Raw genomic sequence first — 26817 nt, 5'->3', positions numbered from 1 at the left:
AGCACTCATGGCCGATCCGATCCTGCTTGCCAAGCACGGCGACACCGAATGCCACCTGCTGCCCGCGCTGGCAAACCGCCACGGGCTCATCACGGGCGCCACCGGCACCGGCAAGACCATCAGCCTGCAGACCCTGGCCGAGAACTTCTCGAAGATCGGCGTGCCGGTCTTCATGGCCGACGTGAAGGGCGACCTCACCGGCATCTCGCAGGCCGGCAGCCTGCCGCCCAAGGTGGCCAAGGTGATCGAGGAGCGCGGCCTGCCCGCGCCGCAGTCGCTGGCCTGCCCCACCACGCTGTGGGACGTGTTCGGCGAGCAGGGCCACCCGGTGCGCGCCACCGTGAGCGACATGGGGCCGCTGCTGCTGGGGCGCATGCTCAACCTCAACGACACGCAGCAGGGCGTGCTGCAGATCGTCTTCAAGATCGCCGACGACAACGGCCTGCTGCTGCTCGACCTGAAGGACCTGCGCGCGATGCTGCAGCACGTGGGCGACAACGCGGGCGAGTTCACCACCGAATACGGCAACGTGAGCGCCGCCAGCGTCGGGGCCATCCAGCGCGGGCTGCTCACCATCGAAAGCCAGGGCGGCGAGAAGTTCTTCGGCGAGCCGATGCTCGACATCAGCGACTTCATGCAGACGGTCGACGGCAAGGGAGTCGTGAACATCCTGGCCGCCGACAAACTGCTCAACGCGCCGCGCCTGTACGCCACCTTCCTGCTGTGGATGCTGTCCGAGCTGTTCGAGACGCTGCCCGAGGTGGGCGACCTCGACAAGCCCAAGCTGGTGTTCTTCTTCGACGAGGCCCACCTGCTGTTCGACGACGCGCCGAAGGCGCTGGTCGACCGCATCGAGCTGGTGGTGCGGCTGGTGCGCTCCAAGGGCGTGGGCGTGTACTTCGTGACGCAGAACCCGCTCGACGTGCCCGACAGCGTGCTCGGCCAGCTGGGCAACCGGGTGCAGCATGCGCTGCGCGCCTTCACGCCGCGCGACCAGAAGGCGGTGAAGTCGGCGGCTGAAACCATGCGGGCCAACCCCAGGCTCGACATCGCCACCGCCATCACCGAGCTGGCGGTCGGCGAGGCGCTGGTGAGCCTGCTCGACGAAAAAGGCCGCCCGGGCATCACCGAGCGTGTGTACGTGCTGCCGCCGGGCAGCCAGATCGGCCCCATCACGCCCGACCAGCGCAAGGCGCTGCTGCAGGGCTCGCTGGTGGCCGGCGCCTACGAAAAGGCGGTCGACCGCGAATCGGCCTACGAAAAGCTCAAGGGCCGCGCCGCCGCCACCGCCGATGCCGCGCAGAACATGCGCGACGAAGCCATCGAGGCCGCCAAGGGAGGCGCCACTGATGCTGCCCAGGAAGCCGGCGGCGGCCTGATGGGCGGCCTGTCGGACCTGCTCTTCGGCAGCACCGGGCCGCGCGGCGGCAGGCGTGACGGCATTGCCCAGACGCTGGCCAAGTCGGCCGCCCGCACGGTGGGCTCCACCGTCGGGCGCGAGATCATCCGCGGCGTGCTGGGCGGCCTGCTGGGCGGCGGCAGCACCACCCGCCGGCGCCGCTGACCTGCAAGGACCGCGATGCTTCGCGCGTTTTCCAGAACCGCCGGTGCCGCCTTGCTCGCCTTGTGCGGCGCCTGCGGCACCGGCATGCCCAAGGCCCAGGCCCCGATGGACAACACCGCCCAACCCACGGCGCAGGCCCGGCTCGAGCTCGCCGGTGCGCGCCTCGTGCTCGACAGCTACCCCTACCTGAACCGCATGCCGACCGTGGTGGACGCGAGCGGTCAGCGGCGCTGCGAGAACTTCATCGTGACCGCCACGCTGCGCAGCGCCGGCGGCGCGGCCCTGCCCGCCGGCCTCGCCCTGCGCAAGGTCGTGCTGGGCGTCGGCGGGCGCACCGCCTGGGCCGCAGACCTGGTGGCCGAGCAGCCGCAACAGCCGGGCAGCAGCGAACTGGCCGCGGTGGCCCGCGGCTGCCCGAATGCACAAACCAGGGCCGGCCAGGAGGTGCGGGTGAACGTCGAGGTGCAGCACGCCGGCCGCAGCCACTGGATCTACCACGACACCCGCATCGAGCAGGTGTTCTGAGCCCGCGGTGAGCCCGCGGCAAGCCTGCGGATTCACCCGCCATCGCCGCAAGCCATGCCTTACGCGCTGTTCGCCGACACGGTGCTGCTGCTGCACCTGGCCTTCATCGCCTTCGCGGTGCTGGGCGGCCTGCTGGTGCTGCGCTGGCGCCGGGCCGCCTGGCTGCACCTGCCGGCGCTGGCCTGGGGCGCCTTCATCGAATTCAGCGGCGGCATCTGCCCGCTCACGCCGCTCGAGAACGCATTGCGCGCGGCGGCCGGGCGCGCGGTGTATTCGCAGGGTTTCGTCGAGCGCTACATCGTGCCGCTCATCTACCCCGGCGAGCTGACGCGCGAGCTGCAGTACCTGCTCGGCGGCGCGCTCGTGGGCATCAACCTGGCGATCTACGGCCTGGTGCTGTATCGCCGTCGCCGGCGGCGCTGATCAGCCCTGCTGGCGCTCCTGCGCCGGCGGGCGGCCGAGTTCCGCCAGCTGGCGTTCATAAGCCTGCAGGAAGGCCCGGCCGAACAGCGAGTCGAAGTCCCCTTCGATCTCGTGCACGATCTCGCCGTACTGCTCGTCATAGCTTTCCCACAGCTTGGCCTTGCGCGCCGCGGGCAGCAGGCTTTCCCAGACGCCGCGCGGCGCGAGGCGGCGTTCCAGTGTGCCGGGGTCGAACTGGGCAAGCACCTCGTCCACCGCTGCGCGCATGCCGGTGAGCAGGGCCACCTCATGCGCGCGCAGGTCGTCGAAGGCTTCGGTGAGCGCGGGCAGCGGCTCGAGAAAGCCGCGCCGCGGCGGCCCGAGCAGGTGGTTCAGCGCCGCATCGACGTCGGGCGAGAACTTCAGCGGGTTGTTCTCGCGCGTGCGGATCTGCGTGCGGCTCGCGCCCAGCTCGCGCTTGGCGATGGTGCGGGTGGCCAGCAAGGCCAGCGTTCCGGCAACGGCACGGCGCAGCAGGCTGCCGATGAGGACGAGCTGCTCGGCAGACCGCTCGGCCAGCGGTGGCACCGGCAGGCCGAGGCCGCGGTACAGCGCCGCATGGAAGGCCTCGAGCTGCGCGCCGCGGGCCTGCGCGGCCTCGGCCGCCGCCGGGTCGACGTCGGAGGCGCGGCGGCGCCGGCCGGGGCGGCGCACGTTGCTGGTTTCGCCCACCACCACGTCCACCGGTGCCGCTGCGGGCGGCTCGGCCGCCAGCAGCACATAAGGCCCCACGGTGATGCGGGCCCCGGCGTGCAGGGGCATGTCCACGTTCAGCGGCATCACCTCGCCGTCGAGTTCGACATCGAGGTGCGTGCCGACCTGGCGGATGAAGTGCTGCCCGTCGCGACAGCTCACGAGCAGCTGCTTGCGAGAGATGCTGCGCTCGGGGTCGCTGAGCATCAGCGCGCATTCGGCGCTGCGGCCGATGGCCCCGCCGGCCTCGCCGAACATGACCGGCAGCGGCGCACCCTGCGCCGCTCCCTCGGGGGAAACGATGCGTATGCCGATCATTCGAGCCACCGTCGTCAGGCCGCTTGCGGGGAACTGCTCAACGCCCTTTCGGGGGTGGGCGCACTGCTTCGCGACCGGGGCCAACACATTCGGGAGACCTCTCCAAACCACGGCCGCGCAGCGGCTTCGGGCCGGGGGGTCGCGGGCCATATTACTGCTGCCGCCCCTCTGTGCGAGCCCCTAAAAACACGGGCCCGGATGCACCTCGCGCCCTCCGCGTTCGAGTGATTGACAGTGCCGCGAGGGGGGGTCTAGATTGATTTCTCATCGTGAACACCGGGCATGCGCCCGACATGAGAGGTGCGGAGCAAATGATGCGGGGACTCGTCGCCGCTGCCCTGACGGCAGTGTTGTGCTGCAGCGCGAAGGCTGCCGATGCGACCGGCATGGTCACCATCCTCGAGGGTGACGCGCTGGTCTATCGGGGCACCGGCCGCCTGCACGCCGCCGAGGGCCTGCGCCTCGCACCCGGCGACCTCATCGAGACCGGCACTTCCACCTTCGTGCAGGTCGAGCTGGGCGAGCAGGCGGTGGTGCAGTTCGGCCCGTCCACCCGCGCCTGGATCGGTGGCGGCGCGGCCGGCGCCAAGCAGAAGCAGGAGCGCTGGCTGTACGTGATGGAGGGGTGGACGAAAGTCACTGGCGCCAAGGCACAGGCGGCGGCGTACGAGCTGCGCACACGGCCGTTCTGGATGTCCTCCCCCTCCGGTTCGGTGGTGGTCTTCAAGGTCGTGCCCGCCGAGGCCGCGCTGTTCGTCGAACGCGGCGAGACCCGCCTGGCCGAGCACCAGGCGAGCGGCGCCCCGGTCGCGGTGGCGCTCAGGCAGGGCGACTACTACCTGCGCAAGGCGGGCGCGCGCGGTGCGGTCAACCCGGGCGGCATGCAGGGCTTCGTGAGCGACATGCCGCGCGGCTTCCGCGACTCGCTGCCGCTGCGCCTCGACCGCTTCCGCGACGTGGATCTCAAGCCGAAGGACGCACCGGCCTTCGCCTATGCCGACGTCGAGGTGTGGCTCAAGGCCGAGCCGTGGATCCGCCGCCCGCTGATGCAGCGCTGGCGTGCCAAGGCCAGGGAGCCCGCGTTCCGGGCGGCGCTGATCGAGAACCTGTCGTTCCATCCGGAATGGGACCCGATCCTGTTCCCCGAGAAGTACCTGCCCAAGGACAAAGACAAGGAGCCCCGGCGCGCCGCGCCGGCGGCCCATGGCGCGGCCAGCGCGGCCGCCGCCTCCTCCCCCACTCGCTGAGGTCGCCCCATGAAGCTGCTGCTCAAGTTCAACCTGGTGTTCCTGCTGATCTTCGCCATCGGCATCGTGGCCGCCGGCCGCGTGTCGTGGACGCTGCTGGAGCGCAACGCCCGCGCCGAGATCGCCGAGAACGCGCGGCTGCTGATGGACACCGCGCTGGCCGCGCGCACCTACACGTCCACGCAGGTGAACCCGCTGCTCGAGACGCAGATGAAGTACACCTTCCTGCCGCAGTCGGTGCCGGCCTATTCGGCCACCGAAGTGTTCAACGACCTGCGCAAGAAGCACACCGAATACAGCTACAAGGAAGCGGTGCTCAACCCGACCAACCCGCGCAACCGTGCGGTCGAGTGGGAAACCGACATCGTGACCCAGTTCCGCGGCAACAAGGACGCCGCCGAGATCATCGGCGACCGCGACACGCCCACCGGCCGCTCGTTCTACATCGCGCGGCCCATCCGCATCGCCAACCCGGCCTGCCTGCGCTGCCACAGCACGGTGGACGCCGCGCCCAAGACCATGATCGAGCGCTACGGCCCGGCCAACGGCTTCGGCTGGACGCTCAACGAGGTGGTGGGCGCCCAGATCATCTCGGTGCCCACCAAGGTGCCGCTCGAGCGGGCCGAACGCGCCTTCGAGGTCTTCATGACGTCGATCACCGTGGTCTTCATCGTCATCGGCCTGATGCTCAACCTCATGCTGTGGGCCATGGTGATCCGGCCCATCGGCAAGCTGTCGAGCTTTGCCGACCGGGTGAGCATGGGCGAGCTCGAGATCCCCGAGTTCAAGCGCAGCTCGCGCGACGAGATCGGCGTGCTCGCGCAGTCGATCGGCCGCATGCGAACGAGCCTGGTCAAGGCCATGAAGATGCTGGACTCCTGAGCCCGTCATACTCGCGGCAGCTCGGCAGCCAGCCCCACACATGAACATTCCTGAACGTCTGGGCAAGTACCCCGTCATCGGTGTTCTCGGCAGAGGCGCGATGGGAACCGTCTACCTGGCCACCGACCCGGTCATCAAGCGTCGCGTGGCGGTCAAGACCATCCGCAAGGAGCTGATCGACGACGACGACAAGGCCGAGACCATGTCGGGCCGCTTCCGCCGCGAGGCGCAGGCCGCCGGCGCGCTCAACCACCCGGGCATCGTGGGCGTCTACGAATACGGCGAGGACGAGCAGTTCGCCTTCATCGCGATGGAATACGTGGAGGGCAACACGCTGCGCGAATACCTGTCGCGCGGCGTCGGCTTCGACGAGCGCGACACGGTCAGCATCATGGCGCAGCTGCTCGACGCCCTGGAGTTCGCGCACCGCAACAGCATCTGGCACCGCGACATCAAGCCGGCCAACATCATCATCATGAGCAACGGCCGCATCAAGCTGGCCGACTTCGGCATCGCGCGCATCGAGAACGCCGACCGCACGCGGGCCAACCTGCTGATGGGCACGCCCGGCTACATCGCGCCGGAGTACTACCTCGGCGAGCACATCGACCACCGCATCGACATCTTCGCCGCCGGCGTGCTGCTCTATGAGCTGCTCGCGCTGCAGGCGCCGTTCCGCGGCCGGCCCGAGGCGATCATGCATGACGTGTGCTACCACGACCCGCAGCCGCCGTCGGAGGTGGACCCGCGCCGGCGCTGGCCGCAGTACGACGCGGTGGTGGCCCGCGCGCTGGCCAAGAACCCGGCGCAGCGCTACCAGACGGCCGATGCGTTCCGCGCCGCCCTGCTGGCCGAGTACGCGCACCCGGTGAGCAGCACGATCTCCGAGGCCACCATCATCTCCAACGTGGTGCGGCCCATCGGCGTCGATCCCACGCCTTCGGGCCCGCGCGCGCCTTCGCTGGGCAGCAACGTCGCGCCGGGCAGCAGCTCCGGCGGCACCAGCTCGCCGCCGCCCACCGGCTGGAGCGCCCCGGTGCTGTCGGGCGTCGAAATGGCGCTCGCGCGTTTTGTGGGGCCGGTGGCCAGGGTGCTGGTGCGCAAGGCGGCCCACGTGCACAAGGACATCGACTCCCTCACCGCCTCGCTGATGGAATCGCTCGACCGGGCCGAGGACCGCGAGGCGTTTGCCCGCGCCGTCACCGGCCGCCCGGTGACCTTGCCGCCCACGGTGGTCAACACACGTGACGGCAATTCCAGCCCCGGCTCGGTGCCGCCCGGCCAGGCGCTCACGCCGGCCGACGTGGAACGCGCCGCCCAGCTGCTCACCGCCTACATCGGCCCCATCGCCAAGGTGGTGACCAAGCGCGCCGCCGGCAGCTGCTCCAACCGCAACGAGTTCTTCAAGATCGTGGCGCAGAACCTCGACAACGACGCGCAGCGCGAGCGCTTCCTGCGCGAAGCCGGGGCGGCCTGACGCCCAGCCCGGCAAGGGGTGCAGTCGTGAGTGCTGATGACGAGCGCACCATCATCGTCCCGGATCCGGAACACACCATCCTGATGCCCTCGCCCGGCGGGCAGGCCACGCTGGTGATGCCGCGGCCCGAAGCGCCGCCGCAGCCGCGGCCGGCCAGGCCCGCGGCCGAACTCCAGCGCCTGGTCGCCGGCATCAACCCGCTGCTGGGTGCCGCCAACACGCTGCTCGCGCTGGTGGAGCAGTTGCGCTCCACCACCTCGCATGCCGACCCCGGTGCCTTGCGCGAACAGCTGCTCGACCGGGTGAAGGAGTTCGAGGCGCTGGCCAAGGCCAACGGCGTGGCGGTGCACCAGATCTCCGCCGCGCGCTACCTGCTGTGCAGCTTTCTCGATGAAGTGGTCGCCGGTACGCCCTGGGGCAACGAGCCGCCCTGGCCGCAGCGCAACCTGCTGCAGGAGTTCCATGACGAGCGTTCGGGCGGCGACAAGGCCTTCAAGCTGCTCGAGCGTCTCGGCGAGGACGTGAAGGCCAACCACGACCTGCTGGAGCTGTTCTACGTGTGCCTGTCGCTCGGCTTCGAAGGTCGCTACCGCGGCATGCGCGGCGGGCGCGAGCAGCTCGACGGCATTGCCGAGCGGGTGCTCGACCAGGTGCATCCAGCCCGCGGCTCGCCCGCCTCGCGCGCGCTGTCGCAACGCTGGGAGGGCGTGCGCTCGCCCGGCAGCGGCCGGCTGTCGGTGCTCCCGCTGTGGGCGGTGCTCGCCACCGGGGCCACGCTGGTGCTGGGTGCCTGGCTGCTGGCGAATGCCCGGCTCGATGCCCTGGCCCAGCCGCTGTTCCGCCGGATCCACGAAGACACAGCGGCGCTGCGTGCCGAGCGCCTGCCGGCGGCGGCGGCCGGCATCGTGGCCGCCGCCAGGCCGCGCCTGGCGCCGCTGCTGCAGGCCGACGTCGCCAGCGGCGCACTGCAGGTGCGCGACGAGGCCGCCCGCTCGGTCGTGACGCTGCCGGCCGACGAGCTGTTCGAAGCCGGCAGCGCCCGCCTGCAGCCTGCGCGCATCGCCCTGCTCGGCCGCATCGCCCTGGCCCTGAAGGGCCAGCCTGGCGTGGTGGTGGCCGTGGGGCACACCGACAACACGCCCACCGCGTCGCTGCAGTTCCCGTCGAACTGGCACCTGTCGCGCGAGCAGGCACAGGCGGTGGTGGCGCAGCTCACCCGGCAGGGCCTTGCCGGCGAGCGCACCCGTGCCGAGGGCCGCGCCGACGCCGAGCCGCGCGGCCCCAACGACACGCCCGCCGGCCGTGCAGGCAACCGGCGCATCGAGATCGAGCTGCTGCTGCCGCGGCCCGACGCCTGAGCCAACGAAGGGCACGATGAAACGCGCTGCCGCGCCACCCGCCTCGCACAGCCTGCAACCGCTGGCACGCGGGCTGCTGAGCCTGGTCGGCCTCGTTGCCGCGGCCACGCTGGTGTGGTTCGTCGGCCCGCTGGTCACGCTGGCGGGGCGCACGCCGCTGGCAGGCGAGCGCGAACGCTGGGTGGCCATCGGCGTGCTGATTGCCGTTGCCGCTCTGCAGGCCGTCTGGATGGCACTGCGCGCCGCGCGCAACAACCGGCGGCTGATCGACCGCATGGTCACGCAGGCATCGGCCGAGCCGCGCAACGCGGCCGACGGCTCGCACGACACCGCCGTGCTGCCCGGCCCCGGCGAACAGGAAGTGGAGCTGCTCGGCCAGCGCTTCGAGCGGGCCGTCGGCCTGCTCAAGCACCGCCGCGTCGGCGGACGGCACCCCTGGCTCGCCGCGCTCGCCGGCCGGCCCTACGTCTACGAACTGCCCTGGTACGTGATCATCGGCGCGCCGGGTGCCGGCAAGACCACCGCACTCGTCAACTCCGGCCTCGAGTTCCCGCTGGCCGCGCAGCTGGGCAAGAAGGCGGTGCGCGGCATCGGCGGCACCCGCAACTGCGACTGGTGGTTCACCAACGACGCGGTGCTCATCGACACCGCCGGCCGCTACACCACACACGACAGCCACCGCGCCGCCGACCGCACCGCCTGGCTGGGCTTCCTGGACCTGCTGGCGCAGTACCGCCCGGGCCGCCCCATCAACGGCGTGCTGCTCACGCTCAGCGTGAGCGACCTGCTCAATGCCAGCGAGCTGCAGCGTGCGGCGCATGCGAGGGAGCTGCGCGCCCGCATCGACGAGCTGCACCAGCGGCTGGGCATCCGCTTCCCGATCTATGCAATGGTCACCAAGTGCGACCTGCTGGCCGGCTTCATGGAGTTCTTTGCCGACTTCGACAAGGACGAGCGAGCGCAGGTCTGGGGCGTGACCTTCCCCTACGACACCGAGCTCACCTGCGACGACCCGCTGGCCCGCCTGGCGAACGACTTCGCGGTGCTGGAGAAGCGCCTGAACCAGTGCCTCATCGACCGCCTGCATGCCCAGCACGACCGCGAGCGGCGCCCGGCCATCTATGCCTTTCCGCAGCAGTGGGGGGTGCTGCGCGAAACCCTGCAGGGTTTCCTGCAGGCGGTGTTCGGCGAAGCCCGGGACGACCGCACGCCGCCCTTCCTGCGCGGCGTGTACTTCACCAGCGCCACCCAGGAAGGCACGCCGGTCGATCGCGCCATCGGCGGCGTGGCCCGCGCCATGGGCCTCACCAGCCGGCTGGTCGCCCCCGCCCGGCCCAGCGGCAAGAGCTTCTTCGTGACGCGGCTGCTGCGCGACGTGGTGTTCGCCGAAGCCGGGCTGGCCGGGACCAACCTGCGATGGCAGCGCCGGCGTGCCGGCCTCGGCTGGGCGGCCGTGGCCGCGAGCCTGTGCCTGGCAGGGGGCGGGGCGGCCCTCACCTGGGCTGGCTTTGCGCACAGCCGCGCGCAGATCGCGTCGCTCGGCGACGAAGTGGCCACGCTCGGCCGGCATGCCGCCCAGGCAGCACAGTCGCCTCCCACCGACCTGGCCGCCCTGCTGCCGGTGCTGCAGACCCTGCAGGCCGTGGAAAGACAAGCCGCGGTCGGGCGCGCGGCCGGCAGCCTGCCGAGGCTGTGGCAGGCGCTGGGGTTCGACCAGGGCAGCATGCTCGCCGCCGCCGCGCACGACGGCTACGAGCGCCTGCTGAAGGACGCCTTCGTGCCGCGCATCGCCGCGCGGCTCGAAGCCCGCCTGCGTGCAGGCAGCACCGGCAACGCCGACCCGGCGGCCCAGGCCTCGCGCCTGTACGAAGACCTCAAGGCCTATCTCATGCTCTTCGGCGGCCGCCATTTCGACGCGGCCGCGCTGCGCGGCTTCCTGCTGGCCGACTGGGACGGCAGCACACCGCCGGTGGCCGCCACCGCGGCCGAACGCGAGGCGCTGCGCAGCCACCTCGAGCAGCTGCTGGCGCGCGGCGAGGTCGGCGCGCCGTCGCAGGCGCAGCCGCAGGTCATTGCCCAGGCGCGCGAGCGGGTGGCCGGCGTGCCGCTGGCGCAGCGGGCCTACAGCCGACTGCGCCAGATGGACCTGGGCCCGCAGGCCGCCGTCTTTTCCATCGAATCGGCAGGCGGGCCCCACGCGCGCCGGGTGTTCACCCGCGCGAGCGGCAAGTCGCTCGACACCGGTGTGCCGGGCCTCTACACGCGCGCGGTGCTGCAGCAGTCGCTGCGGCCACGAACGGCGGAAGTGCTGCGCCAGCTGGCCGCCGAGCAGGCCTGGGTGCTGGGCACGGCCGACGCCGGGGCCACCGACCCGGCGGGCCAGGCCCGGGTGGCCGACGAGGTGGAGCGCCTGTACCTGGCCGACTACAAGCGCCTGTGGGGCGAGTTCGTCGCCGACCTGCGCCTGGCACCGACGGCCGACCTGACGGCCACGGCCGAAGCCGCCCAGTTGCTGTCGCATGCCGACTCGCCGCTGGCCACCCTGCTGCGCCATGTCGTCAGGGAGGTGAGCCTGGCGCCGCCGGCCCAGTTGGGCGCTTCGGGCACCAGCACCACGGCCGCGGCGGAAACGCTGCTCGACCCCAGCTTCGAAGCGCTGCAAGCCTTCATCGCCGGCCCGCCGAGCCAGGTGGACGAGATGCAGGCCCTGCTGGGCCGGCTGTCGCAGCACCTCAACGCGGTGGACGATGCAGCCAGGCGCAAGACGGTGCTGCCGGCCAGCAACGTGACCCGCGAACTGGCCCTGGCGGCCCAGCGCGCTCCGGAACCCCTGCGCGGCATGCTGATCGACCTGGCCCACACCGGCGCCGGCCAGGCCTTTGCCGTCATGCGCGAACCGCTGGCCCGGCAGATGGCCGGCGAGCTGGCCGGCCCCTGCACGCGCGCCACCGGCGGGCGCTATCCGTTCGTGCGCACCAGCCGCGAAGAGATGTCGCGCGAGGAATTCCTGCGCACCTTCGCCGCCGGCGGCGTGGTCGACGGCTTCTTCCAGCGCTACCTCCTTCCCTATCTCGACACGTCGATCCGCCCGTGGGCCTACCGCAAGCCCGACGGGGCTCGGGCCGAGTCGAGCGACGCACTGCTGCAGTTCCAGCGGGCCCAGGCGATCCGCGAGGCCTTCTTCCGCGAAGGCGGGCGCACCCTCGGCGTGCAGCTCGACTTCCGTCTGATCGAACTCGATGCCGATGCCGCCGCGTTCTCGCTCGACGTGGATGGCCAGGTGATGCGGTTTGCCCGCGGGGCGGCCGGCCGGCGCGGCGCCGAAGCAGCGGTGCAAAGCGTGCGCTGGCCCGGCGCCGGCCCGGCAGGGCGCGTGCAGGTGCAGCTCACACCGCAAGGCGGCAGTGCCGGCCCCGGCCATGTGTTCGAAGGGCCGTGGGCGCTGCTGCGCCTGTTCGACCGGGTGCGGCTCGAGCCCGGCCCGACACCCGACCGGGTGATCGCCGCCTTCGACGTCGAAGGCCGCAAGGCGCGCTTCGAGATCCGCAGCAGCACGCCGCACAACCCGCTGCTGCGGTCCGAGCTGGAGCAGTTCCAATGCCCGAAGCGCCTGTAGACCCTGTAGATCGAGTGCGGGCCGACATGATCAGTTGGTACGGCAAGCTCCCGGGCCTCGGGGACTTTGCGTCGCGCCGGCTGCCGGATGCTTTCGTTCATGCATGGGACGAGTGGCTGCAGCGCGGCATGGCTTGTGCGCAGGAGCAGCTCGGCGGCGAAGCATGGCTGGCCCGCTACCTGGTGGCGCCCATCCGGCGCTTCTGGCTGGCGCCGCAGCTGCTGGGCGACACGTCGTGGGCCGGCTTGCTGATGCCCAGCGTCGATCGCGTCGGGCGGCATTTCCCGCTCACGCTGGTGATGCCCGGCGCCAGCCTCGCCCAAGCCATTGCGGCACGCGCGTGGTTCGCGCAGCTCGATGCCACTGCCCGGCGCGTGCTCGATACCGGGTACACCGTCGAAGCCTTCGAAGCAGCGCTGGCTGCGCTGGAGGCGATGCCGGCCGAGGCCGACGATGCGTCGGCCGGGCTTGCCGCCACGCTGCTGCAGTCCGGCGGCGAAGCCGGCACTTGCGCCAGCGTGTGGTGGTGCGGCGATGCCGACGACGCCTCCCGGTACCGCTGCTTCGCGGCCCTGCCCTCGGCCGCGGCCAGCGTGTCGCTGCTCACCGCGCCGGAGGCTGTTGCATGAGCCGGCTGTCGTTGAGGTCCGTGCTGGCGCTGACGGCCTGCCTGCTGGTGCTTGCCCTGCCGCCGGCCCTGGCGCAGAAGATGCGCGGCACCGCCATCACCGAGGAGCGCCTCGCGCTCGTGATCGGCAACGCGGCCTACCGCACCGACGCGCTCGACAACCCGGTGAACGACGCGCGCCTGGTGGCCGAGAGCCTGCGGCGCGCCGGCTTTGCGGTGACGCTGCGCGAGAACCTCGACCGCGCCGGGCTGGTGAACGCGATGCGCGAGTTCGGCACGCGGCTGTCGGAGAACACCGTTGCGGTGCTTTACTACGCCGGCCACGGGCTGCAGCTGCGCGACCGCAACTACCTCATCCCGGTGGACGCCGAGATCCGCAGCGAAGACGAGATCCCGATCGCCGGGCTGGACCTGGGCTTCATCCTCGGGCGCATGCAGTTCGCGCGCAGCCGCATCAACATCGTGATCCTCGACGCCTGCCGCAACAACCCGTTCGCCGGGCGTTCGTCGTCGTCCACCGCGCAGGGCCTGGCGCAGATGGATGCACCGGTGGGCACCCTGCTGGCCTTCGCCACCGCGCCCGGCAAGCTGGCCGCCGACAGCGGCGGCGGCAGCGCCGCCAACAGCCTGTACGCGAGCTACCTCGCCAGGCACCTGCTCACGCCGGGGCTGCCGGTGGAAAGCGTGTTCAAGCGGGTGCGCGAAGGCGTGGTGCGCGACACGAAGGAGCAGCAGGTGCCTTGGGAAAGTTCGTCGCTGCAAGGCGAGTTCGCCTTCGTGCCCGGCGTGGCGCCGCGCGCCGAGGCCAATGCCACCGACCTCGAGACCGCAGGCGAGCTGGCGTTCTGGAACAGCATCCAGAACTCGAACCGCGCCGACGAGTACCGCGCCTACCTGCGCCAGTACCCCCAGGGGAGGTTCGTGGCACTGGCGCAGACACGGCTCGCGGCCCTGGCGCCGCAGGTCGCGGCCGCCGCTCCGGCAGCCCAGCCGACGAGCCCCGCGCCGAGCGCACGCGCCGAGCTGCTGCCGCAAAGCGGCGACACCTGGCGCTACCGCGTGCAGGACCAGTTCCGCCTGGGCGACCTGTTCATCACGGCACGTGTCGATGGCGTCTCGGCCGACGGTGTGGCCGAGACCTGGACCACCACCTCGGATGCAAAGGTGCGCACCACCGTCGCGGCGCTGGAGGCAGGCTTCCACCCGCTGCCGGGCTGGACCCTGTCACCCCCCGAGTTTTCGCCCTACCTGCTGGCCGCCGGGCCGCTGCGCGCCGGGCAGCGCCTGGGCGACCAGCAGCGCCGCATCGAGCAGGTGAGCGTGCCGCTGCGGGTGAGCGTCGAAGGCGAAGAAGAGGTGGTGGTGGGCGCCGGGCGCTTCCGCGCCACCAAGGTGGTGCTGCGAGGCCAGGGCCGCGCGCGCGGCGCGGCGGTGAGCGCGGAGCATGTGGTGTGGTACGCGGCGCAGGTGAAGCGGCCGGTGAAGTACACGGTGTCGACTTATGTGGGGGCGTCGTTGCGGGAGGCGACGGTGTTTGAGTTGGTGGAGTTCAGGGTGCACTGACTCCCTAGAACGTTGAGAAAACTTCTTTGAACCGCCAGAGAAGCCGCTGCAACTGAAGGTCAGGCTGAGACGAAACGCTCAGACCGAAACCCCGGAACGCAACCTCAACCTTCGATAGGAGCTCACCATGCTGAAGACCATTCTGTTCGCCGCCTCCCTGGCTGCCGCCGGCGCCGCCTTCGCCGACCAGTCCCGCGTGACGGTCGACGACCTGAACCAGTCGCAGACCGGCTCGCGCAACAAGCAGTCCCTCGAAATGGGTGTGGTGGACATGAACACCCCGCTCGGCACCAGCCGCACCACCGTCAATGCCCGCGACATCCGCCAGACCCAGTCCGGCTCGCGCAACACGCAGTCGATGGTGATCGGCAAGGTCGACAAGAACCTGGGCAGCCACACCGTGCAGGTGAACGCCCGCAACATCGCGCAGACGCAAAGCGGCAGCCGCAACGAGCAGAAGCTGAAGATCGGCGTGATCGAGTGAGATCAGCGCCAGGGCCGAGGCTTCGCATCGAAGCCTCGGCCCTTTTTGTTTGCCCGCCCAATTCGAGGACCTCGCCATGTCGATCAACAAGCCCCTGCTGCTGACCGGCCTCATCGTCGTGCTGGCGCTCGCCTGTGCCGCCGCCCAGGCCGGCAACGCCAATGCCGAGCCGATGGATCTGGAGCCGGAGATGCTGTCCAAGCTGGCGCTGGAGCGCGCCAAGACGAGCAGCCAGCGCAGCGCCGCCTCGCGCGACCTGAAGCGCTCCACCTCCGATGCCGGCGCCAGCCCGGTGGCCGAATGCGGCGCGCTCTCCATCGGAAACATCAACACCAACGGCCGCATCGGCTTCACGCCGCGTGAAGTCACGGTGGTGATCACCGGCGACGTGATCAACGCCAACAACCGCTGCCGCTGACGACGACACGAGAACCCCACGAGGACGACGCCATGAGCCGCTGCTCCCCCGCCCGCCTGTTCCTGCGCTCCACGCTCGCGCTGTGCGTGGCCGCGCTGTCGGCCTGCTCCACGCTGGACGCCGACAAGCACGTGGCCGCCAAGGCCAAGGAGATGAAGACCGGCCCGACATCGGCGCCCTACAAGTCCATCACCAGCTTCGCCAACGGCCTGCGCTGCATGGACAACCTGCTGCTCGAATACGGCACCCGCGACGTCGCGGTGATCGTGGAAGACCTGGCCGACCAGACCAAGAAGGTCAATGCCGGCACCAAGGACATGCTCATCTCGGCCGTGTCGGACATGACCCGCCGCAGCCGCGCGATCCGCCTGGTGGCCTACGGGCAGGACTCGGGCAACACCGTGGGCTTCCTGTTCCAGGCCTTGCGCCGCGAGCATTTCTCGGTGGTGCCGCAGTATTCGCTGCGCGGCTCCATCAGCCAGTTCGACGACGCCATCGTGCGCCGCAACATCGACGCCGGCGTGAGCATCACGCCCTACCTCGGCCTGGGCTATGCCTCCACCTCGCAGGCCTCGGTGCTGGGCATCGACCTCACCATGCTGTCGACACAGGACCTCGGCGTGGTGCCGGGAGTCGCCTCGCGCAACTCGGTCATCCTGTTCAAGGCCGGCAAGGGCTTCGACGGCGAAGCCGAGTACCACAAGTTCGGCATCAACTTCTCGCTGTCCACCGCCACCCAGGAAGGCCAGTCGCAGGCGCTGCGCTCGCTGGTCGAGCTGGCCGCCATCGAACTCTTCGGCCGCCTGGCCAAGGTGCCCTACTGGAGCTGCCTGGGCGCGAGCAACAACGACGAAGCGGTGCAGAGCGAGATGCGCGACTGGTACGACGCGATGCTGGCCAACCCCACCGAGATCATCGAGTACTTCCAGCAGCAGATGCGCGCGCGCCGCGTGTACGACGGCCCGATCGACGGCGTGGTGAACCCGCAGATCAAGGAGGCCGTGGCCCGCTACCGCGAGGCGCTGGGCCTGTCGCGGGAGCCGAAGCTCAGCTACGACTTCTTCCAGGCCTACCTGTCGGCCAACCACCGCGAGGTGTCGGCCCGGGTGGAGCCGGTGGTGAGCGAAGCGGTGGCCCCGGCGGGCGCCGCGGCGCCCGCGGTGGCCGCAGCCGCAGCCGCCGCGCCCGCGGGCGGCACCAAGGCTGCCGCGGCAGCAGGTGCCGCGGCGGCCAGCGGCGGCCGGCTGGCCCTGCAGCTGGGCACGCTCAACAACGTGACCCGCTTCGCCGGCGGCGAGCCGGTGCTGCTGTCGGTCATGCCCACCCGCAACGCCCACGTCTACTGCTACCTGCAGGACGAGAACCTGCAGATCAGCCGCTTCTTCCCCAACCGCTTCCGCAAGGACTCGCGGGTCGAAGCCGGCCGCGGGCTGCAGCTGCCGGGCGCCATGCGCTTCGAGATCCGCATGAACCCGCGCGCCAAGCCCGAGACGGTGTCGTGTTTCGCCACCGAGCGCGACATCATGGCCGACCTGCCCAGCAGCTTTGCCGGCGTCGACTTCGAACCCCTGCCGATCGCCAGCCTCGAGCAGTTGCGTGAAGCCTTCGTCACCGTGAGCGGCGGCAACATCGCCCAGGAGTACTTCCATGTTCAACCCAAGTAAGAAGCGCGCCGTCGCCCTGGCCGCTGCCGCCTGTTGCCTGCTGCCGCTGGTGGCCGGCATCACCCGGGCTGGCGTCACGACCGAGGACCGCAAGAACGGCTTCGACGCCGCCACCGCCGCGGCCGCCAGCCAGCCCAAGGGCACGCTCTACCAGGTGCGCTGCTGGCAGGAAGGCCGCCTGGTGCTGGAAGAGAACGACGTGCAGTTCCCCAACGACCTCACCGCCCAGGGCCTGAAGCTGCGCGGCCACGACCGGCAGCGCCGCCCCATCTACCTGGCCGACACGAAAAACGCCACCTGCATGGTCAAGGGCATGCCGGCGGAGCGGGCGCTGACGCGGTAGGTCGCGAACAACGGACCCCGTTCATGGACCACCCCAACCGCCGCCTCGCGCTCACCACCCTCGTCGGGGCCGCCCTCGGCCTGCGGCTCAGCCCGCGGGCCCATGCGGCCACCACCACCGAGCAGCGTCCGGTCGCGAACTTCGACCGCATCGACTGGCACGCCGTCGGCGAGCTGCACATCGAGCAGACCGGCCGGGAGCGCCTCACCATCGAAGCTGAACCCGCCGTGCTGGCCAAGGTGATCGCGGAAGTCCGACAGGGCCTGCTGCGCATCGCCTTCGCGCCCGGGCGGGTGCAAACCCAGGCTCCCATCCGCTTCCGGCTCGAGCTGAAGTCGCTGCGCGCACTGCAAGCCGGCGGTTCGGGCGAGATCCGCATCGGCGCGTTGGCCACGCCGGAGCTGGCGCTGCGGCTCACCGGCAGCGACAACCTCCACCTCGCCCACCTCGACGCTCGCTCGCTCGACGTGCAGCTCGAAGGCTCCGGCGACGTGACCATCGACGGCGGCAGCGTGCTGACCCAGCGTGTGCGCCTGGCCGGCTCGGGCCGCCACAGCGCCCCGGCGCTGGCCAGCCGCGAAGCTCACGCCACCCTCGAGGGCAGCGGCGACATCGAGCTGGCGGTGCGGGAGCGGCTGGTCGCCCGCATCAGCGGCAGCGGCAGCGGCGACGTGAGCTACCACGGCCGCCCGCAGGTGCAGCAGACGGTCGACGGCGCCGGCAGCGTGCGCCCGGCATCGGGCGGTCAGAAATACTGAACCTGGCGCGCCGGCGGCGCAACCCATGTGGGAACCCGCTTTCAATCCAGGAGACCCGACATGTGGAACCGACTGCTTCTTGCCCAGGCCGCCGCGGCCCTCGTATGCGGCCAGGCCCTGGCCCAGGACGTGCGCCTTTACCGCCAGAACGACAAGGTGGACCCGCGAGAAGTCGCCAGCATCCTCGGCAAGGGCGCGGCGCAGGCGCCGATCAAGATGCGCTCGATCCGGCTGCTCGACGACGCGCCCTCCGGCTCGTCTTCGGCCACGGCGCCTTCCGCTCCCTCGGCCGCGGCCGCCTATGGCGAGCCGGCCGCGCGGCCGCGCGCCTCGGCGCTGGCGCTGCCGGTGCAGTTCGCCTTCGACTCGGCCGAGCTGCTGCCTTCGGCGCGGCCGCAGCTCGACGCGCTGGCCGAAGGCATCCGCCTGCTGCCGGAGCTGCAGACGGTGGTCATCGAAGGCCACACCGATGCGCTGGGCTCGGACCACTACAACGACCAGCTCTCGCACCGCCGCGCCTATGCCGTCAAGCGCTACCTGGTGAGCCAGCACAACATCAACCCGGCCCGGCTGAAGGCCGTGGGCATGGGCGAATACGCGCTGCTCCCGGGGCGCGACCCCTACGGCTCCGACAACCGCCGCGTGCAGTTCCGCGGTGAGTGAAACCCCTGACGGGGCGGCGGCGATCCACCACCGAGATGGGTGTCGCCAAAGCCTCACGGATGACTACCATGTGTTCACGAACTTCTGCTGCGGCCTCCTCCGCCGGGGCCCGCCCATCATGGAAGACCACGACGTGCTGCGCCTGCTCGGCCGCGTCGAGCAGGGCGACGAGGGGGCATTCAAGGAGCTGTACCGCGCCTTCTCGCGCAAGCTCTACGCCTACGTGCTGAGGCAACTCGGCGATCCAGCCCAGGCGGAGGAAATCGTGGCCGACACCCTTTACGAGGTCTGGCGCAAGCCCGCCGTGTTCCGCGGCGACTCGCAGTTCAGCACCTGGCTCATCGGCATCGCGCGCAACAAGGTGCTGATGGCCTACCGCGCGTCGCGCAGCCGCCCCGACTCGCAGCATGAAGACCTCGACGACATCGCCGAGGTGGTGGCCTCCGACAGCGAAGGCGCCTTCGAGCTGCTGGCGCAGCAGCAGCGCCATGAGGGCGTTCGCAGCTGCATGGACAAGCTCTCCGACGACCACCGCGAGTGCGTGCACCTGGTGTTCTACGAAGGCCTGTCGCTGGCCGAGGTGGCCGCCGTGCAAAGCTGCCCGGAGAACACCGTCAAGACCCGTCTGTTCCATGCACGGCAGAAGCTCAAGAACTGCCTGCGCCTGCTGATCGAACGTGAAGGCGGCACCGTGCCCAGGACCATAGGAGCCGCATCATGAAAGCCAGATTCGATGAACTGCTGCCGTTCTATGTGAACGGCTCGCTCTCCGAAGCCGACCGCGGCTTCGTCGAGGACTATCTTCGCGAGCACCCGAAGGCCGCCGCCGAGCTGCACTGGTACCAGTCGCTGCAGAAGAAGCTGCACGACGACGCCCCGGCCGTCTCGAGCGAAGTGGGCCTGGAGCGTGCGCTGCACCGCATCCGCACCGAAGGCCCGGCACCGGCGCGCGCCCGCCAGGTGACAAGCCCCGGCTGGAGCGACAGGCTGCGCGACTTCTTCGCCACGCTGCTGCCGCAGCCCATGCTGCGGCCGGCGCTGGCCGGTGCGCTGGCGGTGGTGGCGCTGCAGGCCGCGGTGATCGGCGGGCTCATTTCCGAGGGCGACGACACGAGCGAACTGCGGGCGGTGCCGCCGGCCGGCATCACCGAGCAGGGCCCCTACCTGAAGGTCAACTTCAAGCCCGATGCACGCGAGGCCGACATCCGCATGCTGCTGGTCGAGGTGCATGGCGACCTCGCCGCAGGCCCAGGCCAGCTGGGCGACTACTACGTGCGCGTGGCCGATGCGCAGCAGCTGGCTGCGGTGAGCAGCAAGCTCTCGGCCAGCGGCATCGTCGATGCGGTGTCGGTGGTCGATGCGCTGCCGGCACGCCAGTGAACGACAAGGGCCGCACGATGGAAGCCGACCGCCGCAAGCTGTGCCAGGCGCTGGCGATCGCGCCGCTGGGCGGCCTGCTGCCCCGGCTGGCAGCCGCCGGCGAGGAGCGCAAGGCCGCTCTCGTGATCGGCAACGCCGCCTACAAGGTCGGCGCGCTGAAGAACCCCGTCAACGACGCCCAGGCCGTGGCGGCCAGCCTGCGTGCCCTGGGCTTCGAGGTGGTGCTGCGCGAGAACACCTCGCTGCGCGACATGATCGAGGCCTTCCGCCAGTTCTCGATGAACGCCAGGAACGCCGGCGTGCGCCTGGTCTACTACGCCGGCCACGGCGTGCAGGTGAAGGGCCGCAACTACCTGCTGCCGGTGGACACCGAGATCCGCGCCGAAGACGAAGTGCCCGGGAAGAGCGCCGACCTCAACGAGCTGCTCGACCGGCTGGGCGCCAACCGCCAGGGCATCAACATCGTGATCCTCGACGCCTGCCGCAACAACCCGTTCTCCGGCACCGAAGTGCTGGGCCCCGACGGCCGGCGGCTCAAGTTCCGCGGGGCCACCCCGGCCGGCCTGGCCCGTGTGGAGGCGCCGCTGGGCTCGATGGTGGCGTTCTCCACCGCACCCGGCGGCGTGGCGCTCGACAACCCGGGCGAAAAGAACAGCCTCTACACCAAGCACCTGCTGGCGGTGATGCGCCAGCCGGGCCTGCCGATCGAACTGGTGTTCAAGCAGGTGCGCCTGGGCGTGGCCCGCGACACCGGCCGGGTGCAGGTGCCCTGGGAAAGCTCCAGCCTCACCGGCGACTTCTGCTTCACCCCCGGGCCGGGCGGGGTGTGCACGACGGCCCGTTGAAAACGCCTTGAACCGGCCACGGCGGCCGTGCAACCCAGGGCAAGAGGAACGCAAACGCGGACCGCCAGCCCAGGAGACGACCATGTTGCACACCGCCGCGTCCACCCGAGCCGCCGCCTGCGAGATCCGCTCCCAGCCGCTGGAAGACCGCGGCAGCATCCTCTTCGCCGGCCTGCAGTGGCTGCTGGCCGGCGCCGCGATGGCCGAATGGGTGATGCTGGCCCTGGCGCTCGGCGCCGGCCTGCTGCTCGGCTGGCTGCTGACGCGCCGCCCCGAACAACCGGGGGTGGGCGATCAGTCCTTGAATTCGCCCCCCAGCGCGAACACGAACTGCTCCGGCTTCAGGTACTTGCGCAGGGCCGCATTCACCTGCTCCACTGTCAGCGCCGCGATCGCATCGTCGATGCGCTGCGACAGCGCGAAATCGCGCTTCAGGTAGAGGTTGCTGGCCAGCGTGCCGGCCAGCACTGCGTCCTGGGCGCGGTTGAGGCGGCGGAAGCTGAGCGCGCCCCGCTTGGCGGACTCGAGCTCCTGCGGCGTGTAGCCATCCTTCAGCGCCCGGGCCACCTCCTCCTTGAAGGCCGCCTCGACCTTGGCGCGGTTCTGCGGCGCGAAGATCGCCGAGCCGACCCAGGTGGAGTTGGGCTCGAAGTTGCTCCATTGCACATAGCTGCGCACGTCGTAGGACAGCCCGCCGCTTTCGCGGATGCGCTTCCACAGCCGCGAATCGCCGCCCGTGCCCAGCAGCCAGTTGGCGATGTAGAGCGCCGGATAGTCGGCGTCGTTGTCGCTCAGCGGCATGCTGAGTTGCACGGCCATGGTGGCGTTCTGCTTGTCGGGCGTGTTGAACACCAGCCGCGCCGGCGGCTCGGCCACCAGCGGCTGCGGCACGCGGGTGAACGGCGACGCGCTCTTCCAGTTACCGAAGGCCGCCTCGAGCGCGGCGCGCACGGCCGCCGCGTCGAAGTCGCCGGCCGCGCCGAACTGTGCGTTGGACGCACCATAGAAGCGCTGGTGGAAAGCCTTGAGCTGCTCCACCTTGACCGCCTGCACGTCGGCCACCATCTCGTCGAAGCTGCGGGCATAGCGCACGTCGCCGCGCGGGTAAGGGTTCCCGTGGCGCGCCAGCGCGTTGCCGACGATGGCCTCCGGCTCCTTGCGCGCCTGCTCCACCTGCGTGAGCGCCTGGCGGCGCAGCTCCTCCAGCACGTCGGGCGGGAAGCTGGGCTCGCGCAGCAGCTCACCCACCAGCGCAATGGCCGCCGGGAGCTGGTCGCGCTTGCTGACGATGGACACCTGCACGTTCTCGGCGCCGCCATCGATGCCGATGGTGGTCTGCAGCTCGTTGAGCTTGTCCTGGATCTGCTGGCGGCTCAGCTTCGCGGTGCCCTTGTCGAGCATCTCGGCCACCTGGTTGGCGATCTCGCCCTGGCCGAACAGGCTCTTCTCGTCGCCGAAACGCAGCGTGAGGCGGGCCTGGACCGCATTGCCGCGGGTGGGCTTGGGCAGCAGGGCGACCTGCATGCCGGAGGGCAGCGTGAACTTCTGCGTCCTGGCGTCGAGGTTGGCGGGCGAGGTGTCGAAGGCGGCCACCGCCGCCGCACCGGCCTGCGGCTTGAAGCTGCGCAGCGCCTCGGCCACGCTGTAGGCCACCGGAAGCGGCGCGCGCTGCGGCGCATCGGTCGGAACGTAGGTGCCCAGCGTACGGTTCGACGGCAGGAAGCGCTCCTTCGCCACCCGCTGCACGTCGGCCAGCTTCAGGTCGCGCACGCGGTCGCGCAGCAGGAAGAACAGGCGCCAGTCGCCCTGGGCCACCGACTCCGACAGCGACACGCCCACCGTCTCGGGGTTGGTGAAGGCCATTTCCCAGCCCTTGATCCACTTGGCCTGGGCGCGCTTCAACTCCTCGTCGGTGACCGGCTCGGTGCCGAGGCCTTCGATGGTGGCCAGCAGCTCGCCGCGGGCCTTGTCGACGTCCTGGCCCGGCGCGAGCTGCGCACCCAGCAGGGTGAAGCCGGGGTCGTGCAGGCCTTCGCTGAACGAGAACACCGCCGCGGCCAGCTGCTTCTCGACCAGCCGCTTGTGCAGGCGACCGGCCGGCGCGTCGGCCGCGATGAGGTTGAGCGCCTCGATGGCGGCGTAGTCCGGGTGGGCCGCTGACGGCACGTGGTAGGCGGCGAACAGCATGGGCACGCCGCCGCTGCGCCGCAGCGTCACACTGCGCTCGCCGTCCTGCACCGGGTCGATGGTGTAGAGCGTTGGCAGCTTGCGCTTCGGCCTGGCCAGCTTGCCGAAGTCCTGCGCGATCCAGCCCAGCGTCTTGTTGACGTCGAACTTGCCGGCCACGATGAGGGTGGCGTTGTCGGGCTGGTAGTACTGCCGGTAGAAGGCCTGCAGCCGCGGGATGTCGACGTTCTCCACGTCGGCGCGCGCGCCGATGGTGGACTTGCCGTAGTTGTGCCACTGGTACATGGTGGCCAGCGTCTTCTCGAACAGCACCCGGTCGGGGCTGTTCTCGCCCATCTCCATCTCGTTGCGCACCACCGTCATCTCGGTATCGAGGTCCTTGCGCGCGATGAAGCTGTTGACCATGGCGTCGGCCTGCCAGCCGAGGTACCAGCGCAGGTTTTCCTCGTTGGCCGAGAAGCTGGCGAAGTAGTTGGTGCGGTCGAACCAGGTGGTGCCGTTGGCGCGCAGGCCGCGCTTGGTGAACTCGGCCCACACCGTGGGGTACCTGGTCGAGCCCTTGAACAGCAGGTGCTCCAGCAGGTGGGCCATGCCCGTCTCGCCGTAGTTCTCGTGCCGGGAGCCGACGCGGTAGGTGACGTTGACCGTGGTGGTGGGCTTGGAGTCGTCGGGCACCAGCAGCACCTGCAGGCCGTTGGCCAGCTTGTATTCGGCGATGCCCTCGACCGAAGTGACCTGGGTCACGCCACGCGGCAAGGCCGTGCCGGCAGCGGGCGCGGCCTGCACCAGCGCGGAGCCGGCCAGTGCAACAGCCGCGAGAAGATGCTTCAGCGACATCGAGATGCTCCCATGCGTATGAACGGCGCAGTTTAGCCATGCGCGCTGGTCCGCGATGTTGGGGTTGGCGTGCCGCGCCTTGCTGAACACAATGCGCGGCACTACAAGCAACACAGCGGAGGCACCATGCCCAGCAGCATCAAGCTTTGCATCACCGTGCAGGCCAACCTGGCGGCCAAGTATTCGGCCTCGGCCCTGGCCCGCATCGACAAGGCGCTGCAGGCATGGATCAAGGCCGATGCGGCGCGCGGCATCACCACCTTGCACCTGCCGCTGGACGACGCAGCGGCGATGAAGGGCCACGACGTGGCCGCGATCACCGGCCGCGCCACGCCGGTGAAAGTGAAGCGCGCGCTCGACGCGCTGTGCAGGAAGCTGCAGCCGGAATACGTGGTGATCCTCGGCGGCGACGAAGTAGTGCCGATGTTCCGGGTGCCCAACCCCAGCCACGACCCCAACGGCGACACCGACCGCGACGTGCCCACCGACAACCCCTACGCCTGCAGCACCGCCTATTCCGCCAGGAACCGCAAGAGCTACCTCGTGCCCGACCGCGTGCTCGGCCGCATCAACGACCTGCCGGGCAGCGGCGACGCCAACTGGCTGGTCGGCTACCTGAAGCGCGCCACCGCCTGGAAGCCGCGGGCCCGCAGCCACTACGACGCGGCCTATGCCGTGTGCTGCGACGAGTGGCAAGGCGCCGGCGAGGCCTGCATGCAATACCTCGGGCTGCCCGCCGGCGACCTGATGATCTCGCCGCCCACGGTGGACGCCACCGCACCGGCGCGCAATCGCCTGGCCCGCGAGCTGCACATGATCAAGTGCCACGGCGCCGAGCTCGATGCCCGCTTCTACGGCCAGAAGGGCAACGATTTCCCTGCGGTGCTGGACTCCGCCACCCTCAAGCCGCGGCTGCGCCCGGGCACGCTGGCCGCGGCCATGTGCTGCTACGGCGCACAGGTCTACGCGCCCGGCGACCCGGCGGCCCAGCCGGCCAACCAGTGGTCCATCGCCGCGACCTACCTGCGCCAGGGTGCGGTGGGCTTTGCCGGCGCGACCAAGATCGCCTGGGTGGGCGTGCAGCAGATGGCCTGTGCCGACTGGATCGTCTGCTCGTATCTCAAGGGTGCGCTCAACGGGGCCTCGCTCGGCCGCGCGCTGCTGGAAGCCAAGCAGGACTACGTGAAATGGCTGGCGAGCCAGGGCTGGCCCACCGACCAGGCCGACGAGAAGACGTTGATCGAGTTCGTGCTGCTGGGCGATCCGTCGCTGCACCCGGTGATGGCGCCGGCGGTGCCCGCGATGAAGGCGGTGGCCGCCGCGGCACGGCGTGTGGGCGCGCCGCCGGTGTCGCCGCTGCAGGTGCAGGAAAGAAGGCAGCGCCGCGAGCTGCGCATCGAGATGGCTTCGCAGATCCGCCGGACGCTGCCGGCCCGCCATGAAGCCGCGGCCCCCAGGCCCGACGAGGCGAAGGCGCTGTTCAGCGCGGTGCAGTCGATGTTCGGCAAGGGCGCGCTCAACCTGCTCGACCCGGGCTATGTGCACGCGGAGAAGCTGGTGCGCCCGCCCCGCCCTGCGCCGGCCGCCGCTGCAGCGGCCACCGCCGCAGCCAGGCCGACGGCGGCCCGGGCCGCCGCCTCCGCGCCCGCGGCCGCGGCCGCGGGCGAGTCCATCGAGTACTACTGGACCGGCCGCAAGGTGGTGAAGGGCCAGGCCCGCATCCAGCTGCTGAAGGTGGAAACCGACACGCAAGGCACCATCGTGCGCACCCGGCTGCTGCACAGTTCATGAACCACGCATGAGCGGCGGCCAATAATCGCGCATGGCCGCCACCACCCGTACAAAGCCAAAGCGCCCCGTCGTCAAGAAACAGGGGACGCTGCTGTGCGAAGTGGTGCGCCGCGGCACCGGCAGCGAGCATGAGGCGCTGGTGCTCGATTGCGGCAGCAAGGGCCGGCTCGTGCTGAGCCAGCTGGGCGGCAACCCGTTCGAGGTGCCGCCCGACGCGACCCAATGGCTGGGCCGCGTGGTGACGGTGCAGGGCTACCTGCTCGACAGCGAACTGCGCTACATCAAGCTGCAGCCACTGGCCAAGTAGCCTGCCACCTTACTTCTTCTGCGCCTTCGCGTAGCTGGCGATGCCGTCCGAGATTTCCTTCTTGGCGGCCTCGGGGCCTTCCCAGCCCTGCACCTTGACCCACTTGCCGGCTTCGAGGTCCTTGTAGTGCTCGAAGAAGTGCTGGATCGCCTTCAGGCGCATCTGGTTGATGTCCTCTGGCTTCTTCCAGTGGTCGTAGATCGGCAGGATCTTGGTGGTGGGCACTGCCAGCAGCTTGGCATCGCCGCCGGCTTCGTCTTCCATCTTCAGCACGCCGATGGGGCGGCAGGTCACCACCACGCCGGGGGTCAGCGCGAACGGCGTGATCACCAGCACGTCCACCGGGTCGCCGTCGTCCGACAGGGTCTGCGGCACATAGCCGTAGTTGCACGGGTAGTGCATCGCGGTCGTCATGAAGCGGTCCACGAAGATGGCGCCGGTCGCCTTGTCGACCTCGTACTTGATCGGGTCGGCATTCATCGGGATCTCGATGATGACGTTGAACTCTTCAGGCGCCTTCGCGCCGGGGGTCACGTTGTGCAGGCTCATGGTGTTCTCGCGGAGATGGACAAGGGCAAACCCCAAGATTTTAGCGGCCCCGCTTGCGCCAGCCCTTCATGCCAAGCACCGCGCTCACCGATCGTCACCACTGGTAAACACCGGCCCGGGCGTCATTGCCTGCGCCTATACCTTCCCTTAGCATCCCCCGGCGACCGCACCGCGCCAGCACGCTGGCTCAGAAGTTGCGGCGAATTCCCCGCGGGGCTTTCCCCCGAAGCCCCGGTCCCATTCATCCCATGGCTTCAT

At 70.4% G+C, this 26817-nt stretch carries 24 protein-coding genes; 21 read left to right on the top strand and 3 right to left on the bottom strand.

The genetic code is table 11. The annotated features are described in order from the left end of the window. Positions 1–7: 7 nt before the first annotated feature. The 3 genes from E8D38_RS10175 to E8D38_RS10165 are packed head-to-tail and all read left to right on the top strand — an operon-like array spanning position 8 to position 2512. The gene (locus tag E8D38_RS10175) at positions 8–1564 is read left to right on the top strand and encodes a helicase HerA-like domain-containing protein (protein WP_140628759.1); all 1557 of its coding nucleotides are present in this window, start codon (positions 8–10) and stop codon (positions 1562–1564) included. A gap of 15 nt (positions 1565–1579) precedes the next feature. Next, complete coding sequence (locus tag E8D38_RS10170; protein WP_140628756.1) at positions 1580–2089, top strand: hypothetical protein; 510 nt, start codon at positions 1580–1582, stop codon at positions 2087–2089. 54 nt (positions 2090–2143) lie between these two features. After that, complete coding sequence (locus tag E8D38_RS10165) at positions 2144–2512, top strand: DUF2784 domain-containing protein (protein WP_140628753.1); 369 nt, start codon at positions 2144–2146, stop codon at positions 2510–2512. On the opposite strand, the gene tagH is transcribed toward E8D38_RS10165, so the two are convergent. Then, positions 2513–3562 carry a type VI secretion system-associated FHA domain protein TagH gene (gene tagH, locus E8D38_RS10160; RefSeq protein WP_181179019.1) on the bottom strand — a complete coding sequence of 350 codons (1050 nt, stop codon included), beginning with the start codon at positions 3560–3562 and terminating at the stop codon, positions 2513–2515. 311 nt (positions 3563–3873) lie between these two features. Between tagH and E8D38_RS10155 the strand changes: the two genes are divergently transcribed. The 16 genes from E8D38_RS10155 (at position 3874) to E8D38_RS10080 (ending at position 20888) form a co-directional block, all read left to right on the top strand. After that, complete coding sequence (locus E8D38_RS10155) at positions 3874–4809, top strand: FecR family protein (RefSeq protein ID WP_140628746.1); 936 nt, start codon at positions 3874–3876, stop codon at positions 4807–4809. Between the two features lie 9 nt (positions 4810–4818). Continuing rightward, positions 4819–5691, top strand: coding sequence for a c-type heme family protein (locus E8D38_RS10150; RefSeq protein ID WP_140628743.1), 873 nt, complete (start codon positions 4819–4821; stop codon positions 5689–5691). A gap of 40 nt (positions 5692–5731) precedes the next feature. Further along, positions 5732–7168 carry a serine/threonine-protein kinase gene (locus E8D38_RS10145; protein ID WP_140628740.1) on the top strand — a complete coding sequence of 479 codons (1437 nt, stop codon included), beginning with the start codon at positions 5732–5734 and terminating at the stop codon, positions 7166–7168. Between the two features lie 26 nt (positions 7169–7194). Next, positions 7195–8526: a type IVB secretion system protein IcmH/DotU gene (gene icmH / locus E8D38_RS10140; RefSeq protein ID WP_140628737.1), complete on the top strand. Its 1332-nt coding sequence runs from the start codon at positions 7195–7197 to the stop codon at positions 8524–8526. A gap of 16 nt (positions 8527–8542) precedes the next feature. Continuing rightward, positions 8543–12142: a type VI secretion system membrane subunit TssM gene (gene tssM / locus E8D38_RS10135; RefSeq protein WP_140628734.1), complete on the top strand. Its 3600-nt coding sequence runs from the start codon at positions 8543–8545 to the stop codon at positions 12140–12142. A gap of 26 nt (positions 12143–12168) precedes the next feature. Then, positions 12169–12771 (top strand): type VI secretion system-associated protein TagF, encoded by a 603-nt coding sequence (gene tagF, locus E8D38_RS10130; RefSeq protein ID WP_140628731.1) that lies wholly within the window; start codon positions 12169–12171, stop codon positions 12769–12771. After that, positions 12768–14333 carry a caspase family protein gene (locus E8D38_RS10125; RefSeq protein WP_140628728.1) on the top strand — a complete coding sequence of 522 codons (1566 nt, stop codon included), beginning with the start codon at positions 12768–12770 and terminating at the stop codon, positions 14331–14333. The genes tagF and E8D38_RS10125 overlap by 4 nt, the downstream gene beginning before the upstream one ends. A 127-nt stretch (positions 14334–14460) precedes the next feature. After that, positions 14461–14817, top strand: coding sequence for a hypothetical protein (locus tag E8D38_RS10120; RefSeq protein ID WP_140628725.1), 357 nt, complete (start codon positions 14461–14463; stop codon positions 14815–14817). Between the two features lie 76 nt (positions 14818–14893). Continuing rightward, positions 14894–15235, top strand: a complete 342-nt coding sequence (locus E8D38_RS10115) for a hypothetical protein (RefSeq protein ID WP_140628722.1) — start codon at positions 14894–14896, stop codon at positions 15233–15235. A 32-nt stretch (positions 15236–15267) separates the two neighbouring features. Further along, a complete protein-coding gene (locus E8D38_RS10110; protein ID WP_140628719.1) occupies positions 15268–16899 on the top strand; it encodes a DUF4384 domain-containing protein in 1632 nt (543 codons plus the stop codon). After that, on the top strand, positions 16883–17242 hold the full coding sequence (locus E8D38_RS10105; RefSeq protein WP_140628716.1) for a hypothetical protein: 360 nt from the start codon (positions 16883–16885) through the stop codon (positions 17240–17242). The genes E8D38_RS10110 and E8D38_RS10105 overlap by 17 nt, the downstream gene beginning before the upstream one ends. Before the next feature lie 23 nt (positions 17243–17265). Then, the gene (locus tag E8D38_RS10100) at positions 17266–18000 is read left to right on the top strand and encodes a head GIN domain-containing protein (protein WP_140628713.1); all 735 of its coding nucleotides are present in this window, start codon (positions 17266–17268) and stop codon (positions 17998–18000) included. A 60-nt stretch (positions 18001–18060) separates the two neighbouring features. Then, entirely contained in the window at positions 18061–18663 is a 603-nt protein-coding gene (locus E8D38_RS10095; protein WP_140628710.1) for an OmpA family protein, read from the top strand. Positions 18664–18781: 118 nt separating this feature from the next. Beyond that, positions 18782–19384: an RNA polymerase sigma factor gene (locus E8D38_RS10090; protein ID WP_140628708.1), complete on the top strand. Its 603-nt coding sequence runs from the start codon at positions 18782–18784 to the stop codon at positions 19382–19384. Next, on the top strand, positions 19381–20043 hold the full coding sequence (locus tag E8D38_RS10085; protein ID WP_140628705.1) for an anti-sigma factor: 663 nt from the start codon (positions 19381–19383) through the stop codon (positions 20041–20043). The genes E8D38_RS10090 and E8D38_RS10085 overlap by 4 nt, the downstream gene beginning before the upstream one ends. Positions 20044–20060: 17 nt before the next feature. Then, entirely contained in the window at positions 20061–20888 is an 828-nt protein-coding gene (locus tag E8D38_RS10080; RefSeq protein ID WP_140628702.1) for a caspase family protein, read from the top strand. Between the two features lie 294 nt (positions 20889–21182). On the opposite strand, the gene E8D38_RS10075 is transcribed toward E8D38_RS10080, so the two are convergent. Next, on the bottom strand, positions 21183–23912 hold the full coding sequence (locus E8D38_RS10075) for a M16 family metallopeptidase (protein WP_140628699.1): 2730 nt from the start codon (positions 23910–23912) through the stop codon (positions 21183–21185). 126 nt (positions 23913–24038) lie between these two features. Between E8D38_RS10075 and E8D38_RS10070 the strand changes: the two genes are divergently transcribed. Together E8D38_RS10070 and E8D38_RS10065 are read left to right on the top strand one after the other, a co-directional pair. Further along, positions 24039–25703, top strand: coding sequence for a C25 family cysteine peptidase (locus E8D38_RS10070; protein WP_140628696.1), 1665 nt, complete (start codon positions 24039–24041; stop codon positions 25701–25703). A 31-nt stretch (positions 25704–25734) separates the two neighbouring features. After that, positions 25735–26010, top strand: coding sequence for a hypothetical protein (locus E8D38_RS10065; RefSeq protein WP_140628693.1), 276 nt, complete (start codon positions 25735–25737; stop codon positions 26008–26010). Positions 26011–26019: 9 nt separating this feature from the next. On the opposite strand, the gene ppa is transcribed toward E8D38_RS10065, so the two are convergent. Continuing rightward, a complete protein-coding gene (gene ppa / locus E8D38_RS10060) occupies positions 26020–26559 on the bottom strand; it encodes an inorganic diphosphatase (RefSeq protein ID WP_140628690.1) in 540 nt (179 codons plus the stop codon). Between the last annotated feature and the right edge of the window lie 258 nt (positions 26560–26817).

The organism is Methylibium rhizosphaerae, from assembly GCF_006386545.1.
Taxonomy (GTDB): Bacteria; Pseudomonadota; Gammaproteobacteria; order Burkholderiales; family Burkholderiaceae_C; genus Pseudorivibacter; species Pseudorivibacter rhizosphaerae.
This window is presented reverse-complemented; position numbering and strand designations above follow the sequence as displayed.

Coding starts and splice junctions, on each gene's coding strand:
- E8D38_RS10095 (WP_140628710.1), top strand. CDS start 18,061: ATGTGGAACCGACTGCTTCTTGCCCAGGCCGCCGCGGCCCTCGTATGC.
- E8D38_RS10150 (WP_140628743.1), top strand. CDS start 4,819: ATGAAGCTGCTGCTCAAGTTCAACCTGGTGTTCCTGCTGATCTTCGCC.
- E8D38_RS10105 (WP_140628716.1), top strand. CDS start 16,883: ATGTTCAACCCAAGTAAGAAGCGCGCCGTCGCCCTGGCCGCTGCCGCC.
- ppa (WP_140628690.1), bottom strand. CDS start 26,559: ATGAGCCTGCACAACGTGACCCCCGGCGCGAAGGCGCCTGAAGAGTTC.
- E8D38_RS10175 (WP_140628759.1), top strand. CDS start 8: ATGGCCGATCCGATCCTGCTTGCCAAGCACGGCGACACCGAATGCCAC.
- E8D38_RS10080 (WP_140628702.1), top strand. CDS start 20,061: ATGGAAGCCGACCGCCGCAAGCTGTGCCAGGCGCTGGCGATCGCGCCG.
- E8D38_RS10120 (WP_140628725.1), top strand. CDS start 14,461: ATGCTGAAGACCATTCTGTTCGCCGCCTCCCTGGCTGCCGCCGGCGCC.
- tagF (WP_140628731.1), top strand. CDS start 12,169: ATGATCAGTTGGTACGGCAAGCTCCCGGGCCTCGGGGACTTTGCGTCG.
- E8D38_RS10170 (WP_140628756.1), top strand. CDS start 1,580: ATGCTTCGCGCGTTTTCCAGAACCGCCGGTGCCGCCTTGCTCGCCTTG.
- E8D38_RS10145 (WP_140628740.1), top strand. CDS start 5,732: ATGAACATTCCTGAACGTCTGGGCAAGTACCCCGTCATCGGTGTTCTC.
- tagH (WP_181179019.1), bottom strand. CDS start 3,562: ATGATCGGCATACGCATCGTTTCCCCCGAGGGAGCGGCGCAGGGTGCG.
- E8D38_RS10110 (WP_140628719.1), top strand. CDS start 15,268: ATGAGCCGCTGCTCCCCCGCCCGCCTGTTCCTGCGCTCCACGCTCGCG.
- E8D38_RS10165 (WP_140628753.1), top strand. CDS start 2,144: ATGCCTTACGCGCTGTTCGCCGACACGGTGCTGCTGCTGCACCTGGCC.
- E8D38_RS10115 (WP_140628722.1), top strand. CDS start 14,894: ATGTCGATCAACAAGCCCCTGCTGCTGACCGGCCTCATCGTCGTGCTG.
- E8D38_RS10070 (WP_140628696.1), top strand. CDS start 24,039: ATGCCCAGCAGCATCAAGCTTTGCATCACCGTGCAGGCCAACCTGGCG.
- E8D38_RS10090 (WP_140628708.1), top strand. CDS start 18,782: ATGGAAGACCACGACGTGCTGCGCCTGCTCGGCCGCGTCGAGCAGGGC.
- E8D38_RS10085 (WP_140628705.1), top strand. CDS start 19,381: ATGAAAGCCAGATTCGATGAACTGCTGCCGTTCTATGTGAACGGCTCG.
- E8D38_RS10155 (WP_140628746.1), top strand. CDS start 3,874: ATGATGCGGGGACTCGTCGCCGCTGCCCTGACGGCAGTGTTGTGCTGC.
- E8D38_RS10125 (WP_140628728.1), top strand. CDS start 12,768: ATGAGCCGGCTGTCGTTGAGGTCCGTGCTGGCGCTGACGGCCTGCCTG.
- tssM (WP_140628734.1), top strand. CDS start 8,543: ATGAAACGCGCTGCCGCGCCACCCGCCTCGCACAGCCTGCAACCGCTG.
- E8D38_RS10100 (WP_140628713.1), top strand. CDS start 17,266: ATGGACCACCCCAACCGCCGCCTCGCGCTCACCACCCTCGTCGGGGCC.
- E8D38_RS10065 (WP_140628693.1), top strand. CDS start 25,735: ATGGCCGCCACCACCCGTACAAAGCCAAAGCGCCCCGTCGTCAAGAAA.
- E8D38_RS10075 (WP_140628699.1), bottom strand. CDS start 23,912: ATGTCGCTGAAGCATCTTCTCGCGGCTGTTGCACTGGCCGGCTCCGCG.